Raw genomic sequence first — 18,989 nt, forward strand, 5'->3', positions numbered from 1 at the left:
TGGACAGGAATGCAGGCGCTCAGGGAGTGCGGCGCCATGGAAAACACCCCGACGACGGCGGGGTAGACAGAGAAACACAGATACCTGTCAGGTACGAGGTGCGCCATGGGCGGCCTCCGTACGGGCAAGCTTCGCCGGCACCTCGGGGGGAATGGCGTCGGGACGAATGTTGAAGAGTTGCAGCACGCCCCCCATGGCCTCGGCGAACGGCGGGGTCGCCACGGCACCGCCGTAATAGGCATCGCCCTTGGGCTCGTTGATCACCACCACCATGACGAAACGGGGGTTGCTGGCCGGTGCGAAACCGGCAAACCAGGCCATGTAGTCCTTGCCGTAGCCACCGGCGACGGCGACCTTGGCGGTACCACTCTTGCCGCCGACCCGATAACCCGGGATCTGCGCCTTGGGAATGGCATTGCTGACCACGTACTCCAGCGCCTGCAGCATGGCGGTGGCGTTGTTGTGGTCGATGACCTGCTCACCCTTGGGCGGCTGGGTCACCTTGATGATGGAGAGCGGCACCCGCTTACCCTTGTTGGCCAGGGTGGCGTAGGCGGAGGCCAGTTGCAGCGGGGTGACCCGCAGGCCATAGCCGAACGACAGGGTCGCCCGCTCGATGTCGGACCAGCGGCGGCGCTGGGGTAACATGCCGCTGCTCTCCCCCATCAGGCCGCTGCCGGTATCCATCCCGAAGCCGACCATGCTGAGGGTGTTGATCATCTCCTGAGCCGGCATCCGCAGCGCGATGCGCGACATGCCGATGTTGGAGGAGTAGCGCAGTATGTCGTACAGGTTGGTCGCCTTGTGAATGCTCACGTCGCGGATCTGCTTGGCCCCGATGTACAGGGGACCTCCGGGTATGGTGTCCTTCCAGCTGGTGACGCCCGCCTGCAGGGCGCTGAGCAGGATCAGCGGCTTGACGGTCGAACCCGGCTCGTAAGTGTCCGTTACCACCCGGTTGCGCACCCGGAAGCTCTGGTACTGGCCCCGGTTGTTCGGGTTGTAGGAGGGGGTGTTGACCATGGCGAGCACTTCGCCCGTCTTGACGTCCAGCATCACCATGGAGCCGGAGGTCGCCTTGTTCTCGTCGGTGGCGCGCTTGAGGGCGCGGTAGGCCAGCGCCTGCACCCGCTGATCGATACTGAGCTGCAGATCGTTGGCGTGCTTGCCCTCCTTGACCAGGCCGAGCCGCTCGATGACCCGGCCCTGCCTGTCCTTGCGCACCCGCATCTCGCCCGGGGTCGCGGTCAGCCATTCGTTGTAGCTGCGCTCTATCCCCTCGATGCCGCTGCCGTCTATGTTGGTCACCCCCACCAGGTGGGCGCTGATCTCGCCGGTCGGGTAGAAACGGCGCGCTTCGGGGCGCAGGTAGATGCCCCCCAGCTTGAGACCCTTGATGTACTCCGCAACGGCAGGGGTCACCTGACGCTGCAGATAGACGAAGCGCTTGCTGGGGTTGGAGATGCGGTGCTTGAGGGTGTTGATGTCGAGCTTGAGCACGGCGGAGAGCGCCAGCCAGGCGCGCTCGTTGTGGATGGCGCCGGACTCGTGGACCGTCTTGGGATCGGCCCAGACCGCCTCGACCGGCACCGAGACCGCCAGCTGCTCGCCGTTGCGGTCGGTGATCATGCCGCGCACCGCCTGGGTGGAGGTGGTACGCAGGGAGCGCATGTCCCCCTCCTGGCGCAGCCTGTCCGGATCTATCACCTGGATCCAGGCCAGCCGCAGGATCAGGCCGGCAAACGCAATCCCGATGAAAAACACCAGAGTGCGAAAGCGCCACGGGTAGAGTGACGGAGCTTTCGCCTTGGCTTTGTCCTTTGCCGGAGCCTTGGTGGCGGCCTTGCGTGTCATGGTTGTGTAATTACCTTCTCGGTGGTCACCAGCGGGCGAGCCATCTGCAATTTATCCATGGCCAGACTCGCGACCCGGGAGTGTTCGGCCAGGGTACCCTGCTCCAGCAGCAGGTGCCGCCACTCGATGTTGAGCCTGTCCTCTTCCGCCATCAGGTCATTCTGCTTGGCCGTCAGCCCGCGAGTCATGTTGGTCACCAGGATCACCGCAAAGGCGGTGATCAGCACGGCCAGGGTCAGCACGACCTGCAGCTTGTGACGCCAGAGATCACCGATGATCTCCCTGGCCAGATGAATGCGTACCTCGCTCATGACTCAATCCGCCAGACGCTGGGCGACTCGCAGCACCGAGCTGCGGGATCGGGTGTTTTCGGTGACTTCATGTTCGGAAGGTTTGAGCGCCTTGCCGACCGACTTCAACTTGCGGCCACCGGCTAGCTGCGCCTCGGTCAACGGGATGCCATGGGGCACTTCCGGCCCCTTCTCGTGCTTGCGGATGAAGTGCTTGACCAGGCGGTCTTCCAGGGAGTGGAAGCTGATGACGGAGAGGCGGCCATCGGTCGCCAGCGCCTGCAGGGCACCGTTCAGCGCGGTTTCGATCTCGTCCAGCTCGCTGTTGATATAGATGCGGATGGCCTGGAAGCTGCGGGTTGCCGCATGCTTGCCCTTCTCCTTGCTCGGGTTGACCCGGGCAATCATCTCCGCCAGCTGACGGGTGCGCACATAGGGTTCGGTGACGCGGTCATGGACGATGGCGCGGGCAATCTTCTTGGCGAAACGCTCCTCGCCGAAGGTCTTCAGCACCCAGGCGATGTCATCCACGTCGGCGCGAGCCAGCCACTCGGCAGCGCTCTGGCCCGTGGTCGGGTCCATCCGCATGTCGAGGGGACCGTCTTTCATGAAGCTGAAGCCGCGCTCGGCGTCGTCGAGCTGGGGAGAAGAGACACCCAGATCCAGCAGGAAGCCGTCGATCTTGCCCAGCAGGCCGCGATCGCTCAGGTAAGTGGTGATGCCGGAGAAGGGGCCGTGCACTATCTCGAAGCGGGGATCCTGGATCTTGGCCGCCTCGGCAATGGCCTGGGGATCCCGGTCGATGGCGATCAGACGGCCGTTCGGGCCCAGATGCTGGAGAATCAGACGAGAGTGACCACCCCGGCCAAAGGTACCGTCGACGTAGATACCGTCCGGCTTGATGGCCAGCCCTTCGACGGCTTCGTGCAACAGCACTGTGATGTGTTCAGCGGCTTGGGTCATTTATAAAGAAAAATCCTGTAGTCGTGGTGAACTTGCCCAGTCGTCCTCGGGCAGGCCCAGGATGTCGTCATTGATCTGTTGTTGCCAGCGGGCTTCATCCCACAACTCAAACTTGTTGAGCTGACCCACCAGCATGATCTTCTTGTCCAGCCCCGCGTGGCTACGCAGTGGCTGGCTCAGCAGCAGACGGCCATTGCCGTCCAGTTCGCACTCGGTAGCGTGTCCGAGCAGCATGCGCTGCAGGCGGCGTTCCGCCGGATTGGTACTGGAAAGGGTCTTGAGCTTGCGCTCTATCTCTTCCCATTCACTCAGGGGGTAAAGCAGCAGACAGGGATGGGCTATGTCGATGGTGCAGACCAGCTGGCCGTCGCGCTCGGAGCGCAGCCAATCTCGATATTTGGTCGGAATCGCCAGTCGCCCTTTGCTGTCCAGGCTGATGGCGTGAGCGCCACGCAACAAATTGCAGTCCCCGAAGGTGAGTTATGGAGGCAAATTGCCCAATAAAACCACTTTGATCCACTTTTCTCCACCATGAAGTTTAAGGACGAGCAGGGGGCTTTTCAAGCAAGGATCTCGGGCATGGGGAACATATTGACGCAGCGCAGGGAGGCTACAGATTAAATGAGTTGATTTTCCACAAGTTATTCATGATCGAATTAAATTTATCCAATCATCTGGGGGCCATAAATAATCGGTTTCAGGGTGAAATGATGAAACGAAACAGTACGACGGCGCACAGAATAATGCTCACCCCCACCACCGGGTAGATGATATAGCCATCTCCTGCCCGCCGGGCACGCAGCACCACCAGCTGGCAGAGCAGCAGGTTATAGAGGATCAGAAGAAAAGTCAGCAGGAGGTTGGAACCAAATGTCAGCTCATTGGCATACATGACATAGAGCCACATCAAACCAAAATTAACGAGGATCAGATAAAGCAGAAATTTCTGAATCGCCCTGCCCGCCTTTGGGGTCTTTTTTACTCGTGTTATCATGCTTATCACGTCCTGGATACCACATGAACAGTCGACAGATATTGTCAAAAACTGTTGAGATATATCGTGTTTTTATCATTTACCCGCCAGGCAGTGCCCTTTTTTGTCAAATTGTCACTTCACCTTCTCACCGGCTTGTCTCTGCTGAACAGTGCCCATGGCCATGCCTACGATAAGTATCATTGGCAGGCGGGCTTTCCTACCCCCATCGGTGGCGCGGGTGCCGAACTGGTCACTCAGCAGACCCGGTTTCTGCTGCAGCAACGCAGCCACCTGCAGACCAGGATCATCCAGTCACAACCCATGATCCGCTGGGTGGAGCAACAGGTCAGTGCACGCAAGCTCCCTGCCATGCTGGCCTTCCTTCCCCTGATCGAGAGCAGCTATCGGCTGGACGTGGTCTCCTCTGCCGGGGCCGCCGGCCCCTGGCAACTGATGCCAGATACCGCAACCCGTTTCTCCGTCCCCATGACGGCCAGCTTCGATGGCCGTTATTCCCTGCCCCTGGCAACGGAGGCCGCGCTCTCCTATCTCGGATGGTTGTATCAGTTCTTCGGGCAGGACTGGCTGTTGGCCCTGGCAGCCTATAACGCGGGAGAAGGGCGGGTGCTCAAGGCGGTGCTCAAGGCCGGGACGCGCAATCTGTGGGAGCTTCAGCTACCGACCGAGACCCGCCTCTATGTGGCGCGCTTCATCGCCCTCTCCCAGTTGCTGGACAGGGCTGAGTACCATCAGTTTCTGCTGCCATCCTGGCAGGAGGGAGAGAGTATTAGGGTGTGGCGACAGCCGGGTGACTGCTCCTTGCTGAGCTGGGCCATGGCTCGCGGAGTGTCCATGAACGAGGCGAGCCGGTGGAATCCGGCCTGGCGGTTGCCCGAGGCACAGGGAGTGAGCGACTGCCCCATCGTCTATGGGCAGGGCAAGGCCCCCACGGACAGCCGACCGCATGAGCGGCCAATGATGGCGCGTGCCGTGTCGCTGGAGAGTCTGCATGACCCCCTGCTGTTGCAGCCGGCAAGGGGGCTGGACATGGGACGAGGGGGGATCAGTCTTGAACGGTTGCCGGATCCACTGGGATTGGAGCAGGCGCGCCCTCTGCTGGCGCCATGAAGCAGTGACGCCAGTGGCTGAGCACGGGGGCGAGATCGACGGACTCGGGATCGGCCCAGCGCGCACCGTAGAAACTGAGGTACTGGCCTATCGCCCGGCGATGGGTGATCCGGCACTCCAGCACTATCTGCGGCGACAATGACAGGCTGACGGTATCGGGCAGCACGAAGCGGGCCGGGGCCAGAAAGCCGACGCCCCCCGGCCCTATGTCCTTGATCACCGCCCGACCTATGCGCTTGTCAAACAGCAGGCCAGAGACCATGAGCCGGGCCGCAATGCCGCAGCTCTGGGACTCCAGCGGCGTGCTGCCATCGTGCAGATACCAGCGGGGTACCTTGCGCCTGGGATCGTTGAACGGGGTCACTTCCGGCAGATCGAGATCAGGGGTTCCCATGGGCAATGGCATCCTTGGCTTGCTGGGTGGCGGCTTGGGTTTGAGCGCTGAACAGCTGCTCCAGGCTCTTCTCCGCCTGAGTCGTCATCACCAGCAGTTCGATGCGACGGTTCTGGCTGCCTCTGGGGTCGGCGGTGTTGTCCAGCATGGTGTCCGACATGGCGACCACCTGTCCCACCCGCTCGTGGGGCATGCCGCCGGCGAGCAGGACCCGTCTCGCCATCATGGCGCGATCGGAGGAGAGTTCCCAGTTGCTGTAGTTGTCACCGGCAAAGGGCGTGCTGTCGGTGTGACCGGAGATCATGACCCGGTTCTCCACGCGCTGGAATATAGGCGCAAGCGCCATCAGCAGATGGCGGAAGTAGGGGCTGATGCGGGCGCTGCCACGGTTGTACATCTCGCGCTCGTCATCATCGCGGATCAGGATGCGAAGCCCCTGGGGCACCAGTTGCAGCTCCAGGTTGTTTCTGGCCTGCATCTGATCCGCCATGGATCCGATGAAACCGGCCAGCTGCTTCATCTGCATCTCCCCCTCGATCTTGCCCACCAGCAGGTTCTCGTAGCCCCCCTGTGCGCCGTCGGTGAAGATGCTGCGATTGCGCTCCATGTGTCTGGGCATCCGCTGCCCCTCTTCCACAAACTGCGGGCTCAACTCCTCCAGCACCGAGGGATTGCCGCCGAGATCCACCGGATAGGGGCTGTTGCGGATATCGAAGGGGTTTGCCTCGCTGTCCATGATGCTGTAGTCACGCAGGCGGCTGGCAACCACCTCGCGCTCCTCCTGGCTGGAGACGGCCAGGATCCAGAGCACCATGAAGAAAGCCATCATCGCCAGGGTGAAATCGGCAAAGGCGACCTTCCATGCCCCGCCCCCCTTTGGGCCACTGCTGCGCCGCTGCTGGCGCTTGATGATGATCTGCTCGTGATTGCGCATTACATGGCCCTGTTGGTCACCCAGTCTTCCAGTTCAAGGAAGCTGGGTTTCACGTCGGGCTCCAGCATCTTGCGGCCGGAATCGACGGAGAGCAGCGGCGTCTTGCCGCGCAGCTGGGCGATCAGGATCGACTTGATACACATCAGCATGCCGATGCGGCGCTTGACCATCTCCTCCATGGCATTGCTGATGGGCTCCAGCAGGCAGTAGCAGAGGAAGATGCCGATGAAGGTGCCCACCAGGGCCGCGGCCACGTGCACCCCGATGTTGCTGAGAGGACCGTCGAGCTGCTGCATGGTGATGATGATCCCCATCACGGCTGCCAGGATCCCGAAACCGGGGCAGGCCTCCCCCGTCTTGTGCAGGGCATGGGACGGCTTGAGCATGTCCTCTTCGATGGCCATGATCTCCTGCTCCAGTATGGTGTCGAGCTCATGGGGGGTGATCTTGCCCATGCCGAGCAGGCGCAGGTTGTCGATGATGAAGCCGAGCAACTGCGGATCTTCCGACACCTGGGGATACATCAGGAAGACGGAGCTCTGCTGCGGATTCTCGACGTGCTCGTCCAGCGCCTTCATCCCCTTGTTGCGGGTCTCCTCCAGCAGTTGATGCATCAGGGTCAGCAGCTCGCGGTAGATCTCCTTCTCATCCTTGTTGGACTTGAAGCAAAGCTTCACCTGACGCCACATCTCATGCATCACCTCCTTGGAGTTGCCAAGGAACATGGAGCCGGCGGCGGCCCCTATGATGATGATGAGCTCGGCGGGTTGCCACAGGGCGATGGGCCGCCCCCCGGCCATCATGAAGCCGCCAAGCACACAAATGAAAATGACACCAAGACCGATCTGTTTTTGCATGTATGCTCCCGCAGAATTCAAGAAGACTCCCCCACAGGGAGAGGCATTAATATATGGAGTCGACCAAACGCTGCTTGAGCTGAAGGACGCACTGCTTGTGCAGCTGGCACACCCGCGATTCGGTCAGACCGAGTACCAGCGCTATCTCCTTCATGTTCAGCTCCTGCTGGTAATAGAGGGAGAGCAGCAGTTGCTCCCGCTTGTCCAGGGAACCGAGCACCTTGCCGAGGGTCATGGCAAGGTCCACGTCGTCGGACTCCGAGGCCGGTGCCCTGCCGCCGTTTTCCAGCCACTCCTCCAGGCTCTGCAAGGCTTCGGCCTGGCTGGCATAGGCCAGCTGGCGCACCTCCTCCACTGAGCAGCCCAGCGCCTGCGCCAGCTCCTGTTCGGTCGGGTTGCGACCCAGCCGGTTGAACAGCTCCCGCTGCACCTGGTTGTGCCCGTGCACCTGCTGGCGCAACTGACGGGGGCGCCAGTCGAGGCGGCGCAGCTCGTCCAGCATGGCGCCACGGACCCGCTTGAACGCATAACTCTCGAACTGGGCATCCGGCTCGCTGCCATAACGGCGCCAGGCCTCGAGCAAGCCCATCATGCCGACCTGCTCCATGTCCTCCTGATCGAAACAGGCACTGACCTGGCTGCGCAGGTGAGTGGCCGCCCGCTTCACCAGCGGCAGATAGCGGGTCAGGATCGCCTGCTCGCCAGTACGGGGGGGCGAGGGGGTCAGTTCGCAGGGAGTGTCCCAGCCAGCGTCCATCATTTCCGTTACTGCACCAGTACCTTGGTGACCAGCACTTCATCCAGATAGGGCTTGTAGCCATACCCTTGCAGTGTCGCTACCAGCTTGCCAAGCAGAGAGGTCTGCAGGGCGGAGATGTTTTGCAGCTCCAGCTTCACCGCATCGTGGGAGCGATGGCTGAAATATTGCACCATGGCATTGCGGATCAGGGGGGTCAGCTCGTTGAGCGTCTCCAGCTGCTGGGGATTGTGAGTCACCAGCGCCAGCTCCAGCACCAGATAATGAGGTTCTGTGTCCCCCTCCAGGCTGATGACGAAACGCTCCATCGGCTTGAACAGCGGCGTCTTGCTCAGCTCGGGCTTGGCCTCCGCCAGCCCCAGCCAGACGGCAACCGTATCTCGCTTGAGATAGGCGCCATAGGCCAGCGCCGCCAGCAGACACAGTGCCATCACCATCAACATCATCCACTTCATGACACGCCGCATAATTTGAAATCACTCTCGCTATTGCCAGATTGTAAAAATGTCACACCAGGGTATTGAGCCAATCCTGGCCAGCACCGCCCGATGCATCTTGTTCTTCCTGCCACTGTCGCCGACCCGCCAGGATCTTCTCCTGCTGCCAGCGATCGCCCCGCTCCTGCTCTCCCCCCTGACCGACGTTCACTTCGACGCCGCCGGCATGGTGAGGGGCCAGGCTCATCCGCAGCCGCTCCATCGACTGGATCATGGCCTCGCGCACCGCAGGGTTGGTCACGTTGAGCTGCACGCTGAGCCGATCCCCCTCGACCCTGACCGTCAATTCGAGACGCCCCAGCTCCGGGGGATCGAGGCGAATGTGCGCCTGCTTGATGCCCTGATTCACCTGCAGCTCGAGCTTGTCCTTCAAGACGTCCACCAGTTGCTGCCCCCACTGGGTCTGGTTGTCGCTCAGGCGGGCCGGGGCCCATTGATACTCGGCCGTCCTGGTCAGTGGCGAGGGCGCCAGAGCGGACATGCCTCTGAGATCCGAGACAAGGGACTCCCGCTCTGACGAGCCATCCGCACCAGGCAGGGGAGGCAAGCCCGCCATCGATTTACCGTGCAGCAGCGACGACTCGGCCTGAGCGGCCGGTTGCACCAGCTGACGGGCAAACTCCCCGGTGAGCGAGGCGCTCATCTCCCGGCGCCCCGACACCAGATCCATCGGCAGGCTGCGATCCGTTTCCAGCCGCTCGTGGCGCACCAGGGCACGCAGGGCGGGTGAGACGGCGGGTGCGTCATCCTGAACGCCCCCGGCATCCGGCGCCAGGGAGGAGATGTCCGGGGTCTGACGCAGTGGCGGCAGGCGCCCCCCCTCGTCAGGGCGAACAAACACGGGCTGCATATGGGTAAAGGCGTGCAGTTGCTCCGTCACATCCTGCTCGGACAAGTCCGCCTCCTCGACCTCGGTGTCCGGGGCCGGAGCTTCATCGAGCGGCAAGATGGCAGGGGCTTCCTGCTGGAACTCCAGAGGCTGATACTGCCCTCCCTGCCCCTCGGGTTGACGAGCGAGGCGCGTGAAGCCAGGGGGATCGAGATTGGGGGCCGGGTCTGAACCGACGAAGGGGATCATGCCCATGCCTGCGCCTCGTCATAGGCTTGCAGCCCTTCCCGTCTGAGGGAGAGGGCGTCCCACTCCTGCTTGCGCTGGGCGGTCTCCTGCTGGCAAAGCGCCAAGGCTTCCTGATGCCAGTGACGCACCTGATCCCGGGCCGGTACCAGGGATTGCCACAATGCCGGTTGCTGGCGCAGCTGGTCGACGAGCCGGGCCAGGCGATGATCCGCCAGACGCACCGCGTCCCACTGCCCGGCACGGGCCTGCTGTAGTATCAGACGTCCCAGCCCCAATAGCTGGCGCTGGCGAGTCTCGCGTTCCGTGCTGGGCGGCACGGCCCCGGTCATGGACATGATGATGGCCCCAAAATAAGACGACCTTGCCAGTAAGCAAGGAGCAGGCCAGATATGTAGTTGTGGTATTTCAATGCGTTAGCCGCAGCCCTTGGCGGATGAGGAAGGGGGACTTCCGCATCAGCGAGGATGGCGGGCCATGGCTTCCCAACCATCTTTCAGCTCCAGCAGGATGCGACGCACCTCGGCAAAGCCGGCGACGTCGTTGCCCACGCTGATCTCGAACAACCGCTGCCCGCAATAGTCGTACAGGCGGTGCAGGTTGGCCGCCAGCTCCCCCCCCTTGTCCATGTCGAGAGCGCTGTCGAGCCCTCCCAGGATCTGCAGACACTTGTTGATGGACTGACCCTTGCGCTCATACTGCCTGACCAGGATATGGCCCTCGGCCCTGGCTATCTCGTCGAGCAGCCCATCCATCAGCATCAGCACCAGCTGGTGCGGATCGGCGCTCGCCGCCTTGGCCTGGGTGGCGGCGAACTGATAGGCGTCATAGCCTTCTTGGGGTTCAAACATAAAGACTCACTTATTCAGGGAATACGGGATCACCGACTCACAACGCGCCCATGGTTTGCAGCATCTGGTTCATGGTGGTGAACTGATTGAGGTAGCGCTTATACGCGGAATCCATACGACGATCCAGCGCCTCCATGCGCTCGTTGACCCGCTTCTCGTTCGCCTCCAGACCCGTCTTGCGCCCCTTGAGTGCACCGTCCCGCTTGGTGTAGGGATCGAGTGCGTTGCTCATCCGCTTGAGCAGGCCGTCATCCCCCATCAAGGCCTTGCCAAGCAGCTCGGGATCCTTCTCCAGCGCCTTGTTGAAGTCGGTCTCGTTGAAGGAGAGCTTGCCCGCCTTGTCGGTCTTGATCCCAAGGCTGCCCAGGGTCAGATCGCCGGGCAGATCCCGCACGCTGCGGGCCAGCATGCTCTTGAGACTGCGCACCCCGCTGTCGGAGGAGAGGGCCCCCGGCGCCTTGGGATCGCTGGAGGTCATCTTGGCCAGCTCATCCACCAGCTCGTTGTAGCTATCGACGAATTTCTTGAGGGAGCCGGTCACCGCCTCCTTGTCCTGATCCACCGTCACCAGCAGGGGCGCGTCATCGACCTTCTGCGCCTTGGTCAGCTGGAAGGTCAGGCCGTCCACCACGTTCTCTATCTTGTTGCTGGCGGAGGTGATGGTGAGCGGGTTGTCGCCCCCCATCCGCAGCTTGGCGTCCTGCGCCTGGGTGATGTCGGTCTTGCCGGTGACGGCCACCCCGAGGGCATTGGCACTATCTCCGCTATAGCCCAGGGTGATGGCGTTCTCCACCCCGCTATCCTTGCTGGTCAGCACCATGCTGACCTTGCCGTCGGTGCGCACCAGGGTCGCCTTCACGCCCGGGTTGTCCTTGGCGTTGTTGATCTGGGAGACCAGATCCTTGGCGGTGGCACCGGCCGGCAGGGTCGCCAGATCGATGTTCATGGTCTTGCCCTTGACGGTCAGGGAGAAGACGCCGTCGGCGGGCAGCGGCGCAGTGTCGCTATCGAGCTGCAGGCCGACCTGATGGGACTGGGCAAGCTGCTCCACGAAGAAGTTGTACTGGCCCGAGCTGGCCTTGCCATTGCTCGTCACCGTCATGATCCCCTCCTGGGACATGGTGGCCTTCTGCGCCTGCAGGCTGGTCGCCTTGTTCAGGTCCTTGAGCAGGGTCTGGAAGCTCGACAGCTTGGTCGTGAGCGTGCTGATGGCGCTCTGTTGTCCCTTGACGCTGTCCAGCTGCTTCTTCAGCAGCTTGTCCATGTTCTGGCGCTCGATGGCCACCAGTTGCATCGCCGTGCTGGCCGGATCTATTTGCATCTTTATCCCCTCATTCAGTGGCATGCCTGTTGGAAAACACCGGCTCGGCCCTTTCCAACCGACAAGCGATTGTCAGACAAGGGCCGCCCCTTTCGAAGCGGCCATGCAATCCATCAACGCAGCAGAGAAGTTACCATGCCGGTCATCTGGTTGGAGTTGGACAGCACTGACATGCCAGCCTGCATCAGCATCTGGTTCTTGGTCATGTTGGTGCTCTCCTGGGCGAAGTCGGCATCCATGATGCGACCGTTCGCCATGTCGGTGTTCTCTTTCATGTTGGAGAGGTTGTTGACGGTGTGCTCCAGACGGTTGATGTTGGCACCGAACTGGGAACGGGCGGTACCGATCAGATCCAGGGCATCTTCCATCTTGGTGATCTGCGCATTGAAGTCAGTGGACGCCAGGGCAGTCGCTGCCACATCGGCGGCGGCCAGATCCGTGGTCGCCGTGGTGATGGCGGTGTTGACAGCCTTGACGTTGGTGTCGGCCTTCACATCCAGCTTCTCGGCAGCGGTGCCACCGATCTGGAAGGTCACGGTGCCAGCTTCGAACTTGCCACCTGCGCCGATCAGGGCCTCACCACCAAACTTGGTGTTGTCGCTGATGTTCTTCAGCTCGGCGGTCAGCTCCTTCATCTCGGTCCCCATGGCCAGACGATCTTCCGCGCTCGCGGTACCGTTGGCACCCTGGGTGGCCAGATCCTTCATGCGCTGGACGATGTTGGTCATCTCGTCCATGGCGCCTTCGGCGGTCTGCATCATGGAGACGGCGTCCTGGGCGTTGCGCATGCCAACCTTCTGACCGTTGGACTGGGCTTGCAGACGGGTAGCCATCTGCAGGCCGGCGGCATCATCGGCGGCAGAGTTGATGCGCAGACCGGTACCCAGGCGCTGCATGGCGGTGCCCAGCATCTTGTTGGTGGAATTCAGCTGGTTCTGGGTGGTCAGAGAGGCGAAATTAGTGTGAATGGACAAACCCATGGTTCTACTCCTCAAAAAGGCTGCAATGCAGCGGGGATCTCTACGACAAGGAGAAGCGACAGGGGAGGCTCAAGACTTGAATGGCAAATGAAAATGAGGGTGAAAAAGGCGAGGAAGGCAGAGGAAGAAACGTTCAGGAAGGGAAAACAGGCACCCATCCAGCGGATGGGTGCCACAGATATCAACGCAGCAGGGAAGTCACCATGCCGGTCATCTGGTTGGAGTTGGACAGCACGGACATGCCAGCCTGCATCAGCATCTGGTTCTTGGTCATGTTGGTGCTCTCCTGGGCGAAGTCGGCATCCATGATGCGGCCGTTCGCCATGTCGGTGTTCTCTTTCATGTTGGAGAGGTTGTTGACGGTGTGCTCCAGACGGTTGATGTTGGCACCGAAGGAAGAGCGGGCGCTGCCGATGTCTTTCAGGAAGGTTTCCATCTCGGTGATGGCGGCAGAGGCCTTGGTCTGATCACCGATACCGGCCTTCAGGGCGGCGCCATCCAGACCGGAGTTCGCGGTAGAACCGGTCACCTTCTTCAGGTCGGTGGAGATGTCCACGCTCAGGGTCTCGGCAGCGGTGCCACCGATCTGAAACTTGACCGCGCCCTTCTCGAAGTTGCCGGCACCCTTCTTCAGCAGGGACTGGCCGCCGAAGGTGGTGTTGTCGGTGATGTTGGTCAGCTCTTTCGCCAGTTCGCCGAACTCGGCGTTCAGGGCGGTGTAGTCTTCGGTGCTGGTGGTGCCGTTGGCGCCCTGAGTGGCCAGATCCTTCATGCGCTGGACGATATTGGTCATCTCGTCCAGGGCGCCTTCGCCGGTCTGCATCATGGAGACGGCATCCTGGGCGTTGCGCATGCCGACCTTCTGGCCGTTGGACTGGGCTTGCAGGCGGGTAGCCATCTGCAGACCGGCGGCGTCATCGGCGGCGGAGTTGATGCGCAGACCGGTGCCCAGACGCTGCATGGCGGTGCCCAGCATCTTGTTGGTGGAGTTCAACTGGTTCTGGGTGGTCAGGGAGGCGAAGTTGGTATGAATGGACAAGCCCATGATGTATTCCTCGAGTAGTCGCTGCGTTGCAGCCTGTTAGGTTGACATCAGAGATAGGCGACCCCTTTCTCGGGAAAATGTAGTCCTGCCCCCGCATATTTTTTGTCAGGCACCACAGTCCTGGCTTGCCTCATCCGGCATGCTTATTGCTTTTAAAATGTCCTCTCTCATTACCGGACCGCGACATGGCAACCTCGCTCTACACTCCTCGTTTCGTTCAACATTTCCAGTGCATCGGCGATCGCTGTGAAGACAACTGCTGTCATAGCTGGACCATCACCATCGACAAGCAGACCTTCCGCAACTACGAGCGGCACCCGGATCCTGCGGTCAAGTCCCTGAGCAAACTGCACATTCGCAAGGTGAAGGAGAGCAACGAACGCTGGGGGGAGATCAAGCTCGATGAGCAGGGCGCCTGCCCCTTCCTCGATGAGAATCGTCTGTGCCAGATCCACAGCAAGGCGGGGCCGGAGGCGCTGAGCCACACCTGCAAGACCTACCCCAGAGCCCAGACCCGCATCGGCAACCAGCTCAAGAAGTCCCTGATGCTCTCCTGCCCCGAGGTGTGCCGGCAGCTGCTGCTGGATCCCCTGGCGATGCAGACAGAGGTGACCGAACTCGCCCAGCCCCTGCCCTTTGCCACACCCCCCTCCACCGCCATGGCGACCCTGCACAGCCTGAGCATCCATGTGCTGGCGGCCACCGATGTCCCTGTCGAAATACGGCTGTGGCTGATCGGCATGCTGATCCACCGGGATCCCTCGGCCCTGTCCCACGAAGCCTTCCTCGATCAGGTGGCGGCGCTGGCCGAGCGGGGGGAGCTCAATACCATGTTCGAACAGTTGCCCGCCCTGCCGCAGTTGCAGTGGTGGGGACTGAGGACCATCACCGGCCAGTTGCTGGCGTATTCACAGGGGCGCCGGGGACGGCAGACGATGCAGCGCTGCCTCGACAAGATCAATCTGGTGCTGGAGGGGGTCTATCATGAGGGCAAGCTCGCGCGCCTGCAGCAGACCTGGCACGACAAGGTTGCCCCCTTCCTGGCCGAGCGCCCCCAGATCATGAACAACTACCTGCTCTACTACGTCTATCACCACAACTTCCCGCTGCTGCAGAGCGACCGCTTCCAGGCCTATCAGCTGCTGGTGATAGATTACTTCCTGCTGCGCAACTATCTGTGTCTGCTGGCCATGGACAAGGAGCTGGAAGAGCAGGACGTGGTCAACCTCTTCTACAGCTATCACACCATACGTCAGCACAACGCGAATTTTCTCAAGACCATAGAACAGGGACTGAGCGAGTCTGGCTTTGCCTCGGATCTCAGCCTCTACGCCCTGCTGAAACCCTGAAAACAAGAAACCGCCAGGGGAATCCCATGGCGGTTTCTTTTGCGGGACGGGCGTCTCGGCCCTAGGTCAGCAGTGCCACCACGTTCTGGCGCGACACATTGGCCTGGGCCAAGAGACCTGACATGGTGCCCATGAAGCCCCCCTCCTTGAGTTGCAGGCTGAGCTTGCCTTGCAACTGTGCCAGCTCCTCCTGCGGCATGCTCTGGCTGCGCGACTTCACCCGATCGAGCTGCTTGACCATCTTCTGGCGGAACTGCTTCAACTCGCGCACCGACTGCTCGATCTCGCCGAGCAGTCGCTTGAGGCGCTGCTGCTCCTGCTTGAGCTCCCCCTTGTCGAGCCCCTCGCCGAGCTGGGTCAACTGCCCGGCCCTTTGCTTGAACTGCACCGGAACCGGGTTGCCTGCAGGAATGCGGATGCCTTCCCCGCTCAGCAGCACGGGTTCGTCCAGCTTGCGCCTGTGCTGATCCGGCACGCTCAGCTCCAGCTTGCCCAGCTCGTTCAGGCGGGCCTGAATGTGCTCCTTGCGCAGCGCCCTGTCCAGACGGGAGGCCGCCTCCGACTCGCTGGCATCGGCGGGCAGCAGCACCTCGACGGCGCTGCTGGTCTGGGGGAAGGAGAAGACCAGTCGCTCAGCACTCGACTTGGGGCTCAGCAGATCCAGGCGATCCGCGCTGTAGTGCACCCGACTGTCCGTCGTTGACGCCAGCAGGCGGGGCTTGAGTTCGGCGGTCAGAGGGGCCTTCGGCTGGGTCAGCTTCTCTTCCAGCAGCTTGAGGCGGGAGACCAGATCCCCGCTCGCCGCCTTATGCTGGCCCAGCTGTTGTTCGAGGCGCTTCAGCTCGCCCCACACCTGGCTCAGGGCCTGTTCGCCCCCCTGGGCATGGGCGATGCGCTGCTGCGCCGTACCGATCAGGGCCCAGCGATCCAGCCGGATGACATTGGGCTGGCGCTCGTTGCGGGGAGTCTGCTGGGAGCTGGCCTGGGCAGTCGAACGTCCATGCAGCCTGGGCTGGGCCGGCGTCTCGGCCACGCCGCCCGGGCGGGTTTGTTGAATCTGCATCCTGGCTCCTTAGACAGACTTAGGGCATGTAGTTGAACAGGCTCAGCCCGTTCACCTTGGCGAAGGCCTGCTGCTGCACCTGCAACGCCATCAGCACATGAGCCTGCTGGGTCACGGCCCCTGCGTAATCGAGGGACTCTATCTGATTGCTCACTTCCTTGCTATAGGTGCTCTTCTCGGCGTGCCCTTCGTCCACCTGATCCAGCAGATTGATCCGTGCCCCTATGGTGCTGACCATCTGGCTGATGTCATCTTGCAGGGTCAGACTGCGATCCAGCATGGCTCTGGCCTGATCGGTCGCGTCCGCGGCACCGCTGTCGAAGGCCGCCACCATGTCGTCGAGCTGCTTGAAGAAGTCCCCGTTCTGAATGAACAGCTTGTCCGCGGTGTGATTGAGCTCCACCGTGACCCCTCTGGCGATGCCGACCTCGCGCACCAGAGCATCCCCCTGATAGAGATAGTCGCCGCCCGGCCCCTTGACGATGGGGGCCTTGTCCACCTGGCTGCCGCTGAACAGGCTGGAGCCACTCTCGTTGCGGGCATTGGCCAGATCCAGCAAACCGTCCTTGATGATCGCCAGTTCGCTGGAGACGGCCCGGCGATCGTCCTCGGAGAGGGAGCCGGTGGCGGCAGTCTGGGTCAGATCCCGCAGACGGCTCAGCATGTTGGTCATGGTCTCGAGCTGGATCTCCCCCTGGGAGAGCTGGCTCTTGGCGTTGGCGATGTTCTTCTGGTACTGCGCCATCGCCGCCTGCTCCTTCTTCAGTCCGAGCAGTTGCACGCTGCCCACGGGATCGTCCGAGGGCTGCAGGATCCGCTTGTTGGAGGAGATCTGGCGATCGAGGCGGGCATACTCGCCGAAGCCCTGCTGCAGGTTGTCGAGCATGCTGAGCTGGATCTGGTTGGTGCTGATGCGCATGCGGACTCCGTCAGAACATGTTGAGGATGGAATTGAAGAGTTGATCCGAGGTGCTGATCACCTTGGCATTGGCCTGATAGGCCTTGGTATAGGCCATGATCTTGACCCCCTCCTCGTCGGTGTTGACCCCGCTGACACTGCTGAGCTTGGTCGCCAGCTGCTTCTCCATGTTGGCATCGGCCTCCATGGTCGCCTTGGCCTGGCCGCTCTGCACCGCCATCTTGCCGAGCAGGGCACTGTAGGCCTCATACTGGCTGTCCTTGATGGTCAGCAGCTCCTGCAGGTTGCGGTTGTCGCCGTTGCCGCCACCCGCCTTGGCGAAGGCCAGGTGATCGCCGGTAAAGCCGTCGGCCACCTTGAGGGTGCCGGAAGGATTGAGGGGGTCGTAGCTGAACAGGGGTTTGCCCGGGTCACCGTTCAAGTCGATGCCCCCCGCCTGCTTGGCGTTGAAGTCGTCCGCCAGCTTCTTCGCTATCTGGTTCAGTTCGTCGCGCAGGGGGCGCAGTACCGTGGTGCGATACTCCAGCACCCCGGCCAGGGTGCCGCCCTGCAGCTTGGGCACCTCGAAGGATTGCGGCCCGAAGCTCAGGCTCAGGGTATCGCCGGTGAGGGAGAGGGTACTGCTGCTGCCCGCCAGCACCAGGGGCTGGCCCTGGGGCAGGCTCAGGGAGAAGGAGCCGTCACTCTGGCGGTTGACCCGCACCTCCATGAAGGTCGAGAGCTCGCGCACTATCTGCTCGCGGCTGTCTTCCAGGGCCGAGGTGTTGACCCCCTTGGAGGCCTGTTCGCCAATCTGGGTGTTGAGCTCGGCCACCTGTTTCAGATAGCTGTTCACCTGGGTGATGGTGCTGCCGAGCTGATCGTCGATCTGCTTCTCCTGGGTCAGCAGGCTCTCGTTCAACTGGCCGAAGCGGTTGGCCAGCGCCCCGGCAGAGCTGACGATCTGGCTGCGCTGCGCCGGCGTCTCCGGGCTGTCGAGGGCGGCGCTGAGGGAGGCGAAGAAGCTGTCCAGCCCCTTGGTGATGTTCATCGATTCGCTGCCAAGCAGCTGCTCTGTGGTGTTGATGTACTGATGAAACGCATAGGAGGAGCCGGTGGAGGAGCGGCTGCGCCAGTGCTGGGACACCAGATAGTCATCGGTGATCCTGCGGACCCCGGTCACCTCGACCCCCATGCCGTTATCCAGCCGACCGAAACCGGACAGGCTGCCCATCATGGCTTCCTGGCGGCTGTAACCCAGGGTGTTGACGTTGGCGATATTCTGGGCGGTGACGTTTAACGCGATCTGCGCCGCGTTGAGTCCGCTAAAACCGATATTGAGCAGCGACATCAGTCAACTTTCCTCATTTTTGCCGAATTCAGAGGCTGACTGAAGGCAGCCAGGGTCTGGGGTTCTGAAGCGACCACAGGCTCGGCATTCTTTAATGTGGGGGCCAGTTGATTGACCATCTGCTCCGTGAGCCCCATGCCGCCACGCTTGACCAGGCTCATCGCCAACTGGCTGTCGTACATGTCGCGGTAGAGCGCCTCTCCCTTGATGAGCTTGTCATCCTCATCCTGCATGGCGTCGGAGGCCGAGCGCATGTGTTTGAGCACCGTCTGCAGGAAGCTCACCTCGAACTGACCGGCCGCCGCCTCCAGGGCCGCGCGCTGATCCGGGTTGCTCTTTATCTGCTGCAGTTCATTGAGATCCTGATAGAAGCCAGGCTCAGAGGTAATTCTGGTCATAGAGATCC

General features: G+C 61.8%; 22 protein-coding genes. 2 read left to right on the forward strand and 20 right to left on the reverse strand.

Features of this window, described 5'->3' with window-relative positions; genetic code table 11:
• Positions 1 to 87: 87 nt before the first annotated feature.
• The 5 genes from AC3WR3_RS14880 to AC3WR3_RS14900 form a co-directional block, all read right to left on the reverse strand.
• Positions 88 to 1,854 (reverse strand): penicillin-binding transpeptidase domain-containing protein, encoded by a 1,767-nt coding sequence (locus AC3WR3_RS14880; RefSeq protein WP_139438990.1) that lies wholly within the window; start codon positions 1,852 to 1,854, stop codon positions 88 to 90.
• On the reverse strand, positions 1,851 to 2,165 hold the full coding sequence (gene ftsL / locus AC3WR3_RS14885; protein WP_171273125.1) for a cell division protein FtsL: 315 nt from the start codon (positions 2,163 to 2,165) through the stop codon (positions 1,851 to 1,853). Before ftsL ends, AC3WR3_RS14880 begins: the two co-directional genes overlap by 4 nt.
• A gap of 3 nt (positions 2,166 to 2,168) precedes the next feature.
• On the reverse strand, positions 2,169 to 3,107 hold the full coding sequence (gene rsmH, locus AC3WR3_RS14890) for a 16S rRNA (cytosine(1402)-N(4))-methyltransferase RsmH (protein ID WP_139438986.1): 939 nt from the start codon (positions 3,105 to 3,107) through the stop codon (positions 2,169 to 2,171).
• Positions 3,108 to 3,566, reverse strand: a complete 459-nt coding sequence (gene mraZ / locus AC3WR3_RS14895; protein ID WP_005332092.1) for a division/cell wall cluster transcriptional repressor MraZ — start codon at positions 3,564 to 3,566, stop codon at positions 3,108 to 3,110.
• Between the two features lie 238 nt (positions 3,567 to 3,804).
• Positions 3,805 to 4,101 carry a hypothetical protein gene (locus tag AC3WR3_RS14900; RefSeq protein WP_492292215.1) on the reverse strand — a complete coding sequence of 99 codons (297 nt, stop codon included), beginning with the start codon at positions 4,099 to 4,101 and terminating at the stop codon, positions 3,805 to 3,807.
• Between the two features lie 255 nt (positions 4,102 to 4,356).
• Between AC3WR3_RS14900 and AC3WR3_RS14905 the strand changes: the two genes are divergently transcribed.
• Positions 4,357 to 5,211 carry a lytic transglycosylase domain-containing protein gene (locus tag AC3WR3_RS14905; protein ID WP_492292233.1) on the forward strand — a complete coding sequence of 285 codons (855 nt, stop codon included), beginning with the start codon at positions 4,357 to 4,359 and terminating at the stop codon, positions 5,209 to 5,211.
• Here the strand turns inward: AC3WR3_RS14905 and AC3WR3_RS14910 are convergent.
• The 11 genes from AC3WR3_RS14910 to lafA (AC3WR3_RS14960) form a co-directional block, all read right to left on the reverse strand.
• Entirely contained in the window at positions 5,147 to 5,605 is a 459-nt protein-coding gene (locus AC3WR3_RS14910) for a hypothetical protein (RefSeq protein WP_492292216.1), read from the reverse strand. The genes AC3WR3_RS14905 and AC3WR3_RS14910 overlap by 65 nt on opposite strands.
• Positions 5,592 to 6,539 carry a lateral flagellar motor protein LafU gene (gene lafU / locus AC3WR3_RS14915; protein WP_492292217.1) on the reverse strand — a complete coding sequence of 316 codons (948 nt, stop codon included), beginning with the start codon at positions 6,537 to 6,539 and terminating at the stop codon, positions 5,592 to 5,594. Before lafU ends, AC3WR3_RS14910 begins: the two co-directional genes overlap by 14 nt.
• Complete coding sequence (lafT, locus tag AC3WR3_RS14920; RefSeq protein WP_042653233.1) at positions 6,539 to 7,396, reverse strand: lateral flagellar motor stator protein LafT; 858 nt, start codon at positions 7,394 to 7,396, stop codon at positions 6,539 to 6,541. Before lafT ends, lafU begins: the two co-directional genes overlap by 1 nt.
• Positions 7,397 to 7,442: 46 nt before the next feature.
• Positions 7,443 to 8,156, reverse strand: a complete 714-nt coding sequence (gene lafS / locus AC3WR3_RS14925) for a lateral flagellar system RNA polymerase sigma factor LafS (protein WP_139438978.1) — start codon at positions 8,154 to 8,156, stop codon at positions 7,443 to 7,445.
• Positions 8,157 to 8,161: 5 nt separating this feature from the next.
• Complete coding sequence (gene lafF, locus AC3WR3_RS14930) at positions 8,162 to 8,620, reverse strand: lateral flagellar basal body-associated protein LafF (RefSeq protein WP_025328471.1); 459 nt, start codon at positions 8,618 to 8,620, stop codon at positions 8,162 to 8,164.
• 40 nt (positions 8,621 to 8,660) lie between these two features.
• On the reverse strand, positions 8,661 to 9,734 hold the full coding sequence (locus AC3WR3_RS14935; protein ID WP_492292218.1) for a flagellar hook-length control protein FliK: 1,074 nt from the start codon (positions 9,732 to 9,734) through the stop codon (positions 8,661 to 8,663).
• Complete coding sequence (locus AC3WR3_RS14940; RefSeq protein WP_265435648.1) at positions 9,725 to 10,063, reverse strand: LafX; 339 nt, start codon at positions 10,061 to 10,063, stop codon at positions 9,725 to 9,727. The genes AC3WR3_RS14935 and AC3WR3_RS14940 overlap by 10 nt, the downstream gene beginning before the upstream one ends.
• Positions 10,064 to 10,183: 120 nt before the next feature.
• Entirely contained in the window at positions 10,184 to 10,576 is a 393-nt protein-coding gene (lafC, locus tag AC3WR3_RS14945) for a lateral flagellar export chaperone LafC (protein WP_492292219.1), read from the reverse strand.
• 37 nt (positions 10,577 to 10,613) lie between these two features.
• Positions 10,614 to 11,897 (reverse strand): lateral flagellar capping protein LafB, encoded by a 1,284-nt coding sequence (gene lafB, locus AC3WR3_RS14950; protein WP_492292220.1) that lies wholly within the window; start codon positions 11,895 to 11,897, stop codon positions 10,614 to 10,616.
• Positions 11,898 to 12,010: 113 nt separating this feature from the next.
• Positions 12,011 to 12,877, reverse strand: coding sequence for a lateral flagellin LafA (lafA, locus tag AC3WR3_RS14955; protein ID WP_139438968.1), 867 nt, complete (start codon positions 12,875 to 12,877; stop codon positions 12,011 to 12,013).
• Positions 12,878 to 13,058: 181 nt separating this feature from the next.
• Positions 13,059 to 13,922, reverse strand: coding sequence for a lateral flagellin LafA (gene lafA, locus AC3WR3_RS14960; RefSeq protein WP_139438965.1), 864 nt, complete (start codon positions 13,920 to 13,922; stop codon positions 13,059 to 13,061).
• Between the two features lie 185 nt (positions 13,923 to 14,107).
• Here lafA (AC3WR3_RS14960) and fliB point away from each other — a divergent pair, with 185 nt between their 5' ends.
• Positions 14,108 to 15,271: a flagellin lysine-N-methylase gene (fliB, locus tag AC3WR3_RS14965; protein ID WP_492292221.1), complete on the forward strand. Its 1,164-nt coding sequence runs from the start codon at positions 14,108 to 14,110 to the stop codon at positions 15,269 to 15,271.
• 61 nt (positions 15,272 to 15,332) lie between these two features.
• On the opposite strand, the gene AC3WR3_RS14970 is transcribed toward fliB, so the two are convergent.
• Genes AC3WR3_RS14970 through AC3WR3_RS14985 form a run of 4 tightly spaced genes read right to left on the reverse strand, consistent with a single transcriptional unit; the run spans position 15,333 to position 18,981 of the window.
• The gene (locus tag AC3WR3_RS14970) at positions 15,333 to 16,334 is read right to left on the reverse strand and encodes a kinetochore Spc7 family protein (RefSeq protein WP_479758948.1); all 1,002 of its coding nucleotides are present in this window, start codon (positions 16,332 to 16,334) and stop codon (positions 15,333 to 15,335) included.
• A gap of 19 nt (positions 16,335 to 16,353) precedes the next feature.
• A complete protein-coding gene (lfgL, locus tag AC3WR3_RS14975; protein WP_265435642.1) occupies positions 16,354 to 17,253 on the reverse strand; it encodes a lateral flagellar hook-associated protein LfgL in 900 nt (299 codons plus the stop codon).
• Positions 17,254 to 17,263: 10 nt separating this feature from the next.
• Positions 17,264 to 18,583: a lateral flagellar hook-associated protein LfgK gene (gene lfgK, locus AC3WR3_RS14980; protein WP_139438954.1), complete on the reverse strand. Its 1,320-nt coding sequence runs from the start codon at positions 18,581 to 18,583 to the stop codon at positions 17,264 to 17,266.
• Positions 18,583 to 18,981, reverse strand: a complete 399-nt coding sequence (locus AC3WR3_RS14985; protein ID WP_265435641.1) for a rod-binding protein — start codon at positions 18,979 to 18,981, stop codon at positions 18,583 to 18,585. The genes lfgK and AC3WR3_RS14985 overlap by 1 nt, the downstream gene beginning before the upstream one ends.
• Positions 18,982 to 18,989 lie beyond the last annotated feature (8 nt).

This window comes from Aeromonas sp. EU05-FHT14A05 (genome assembly GCF_058791175.1).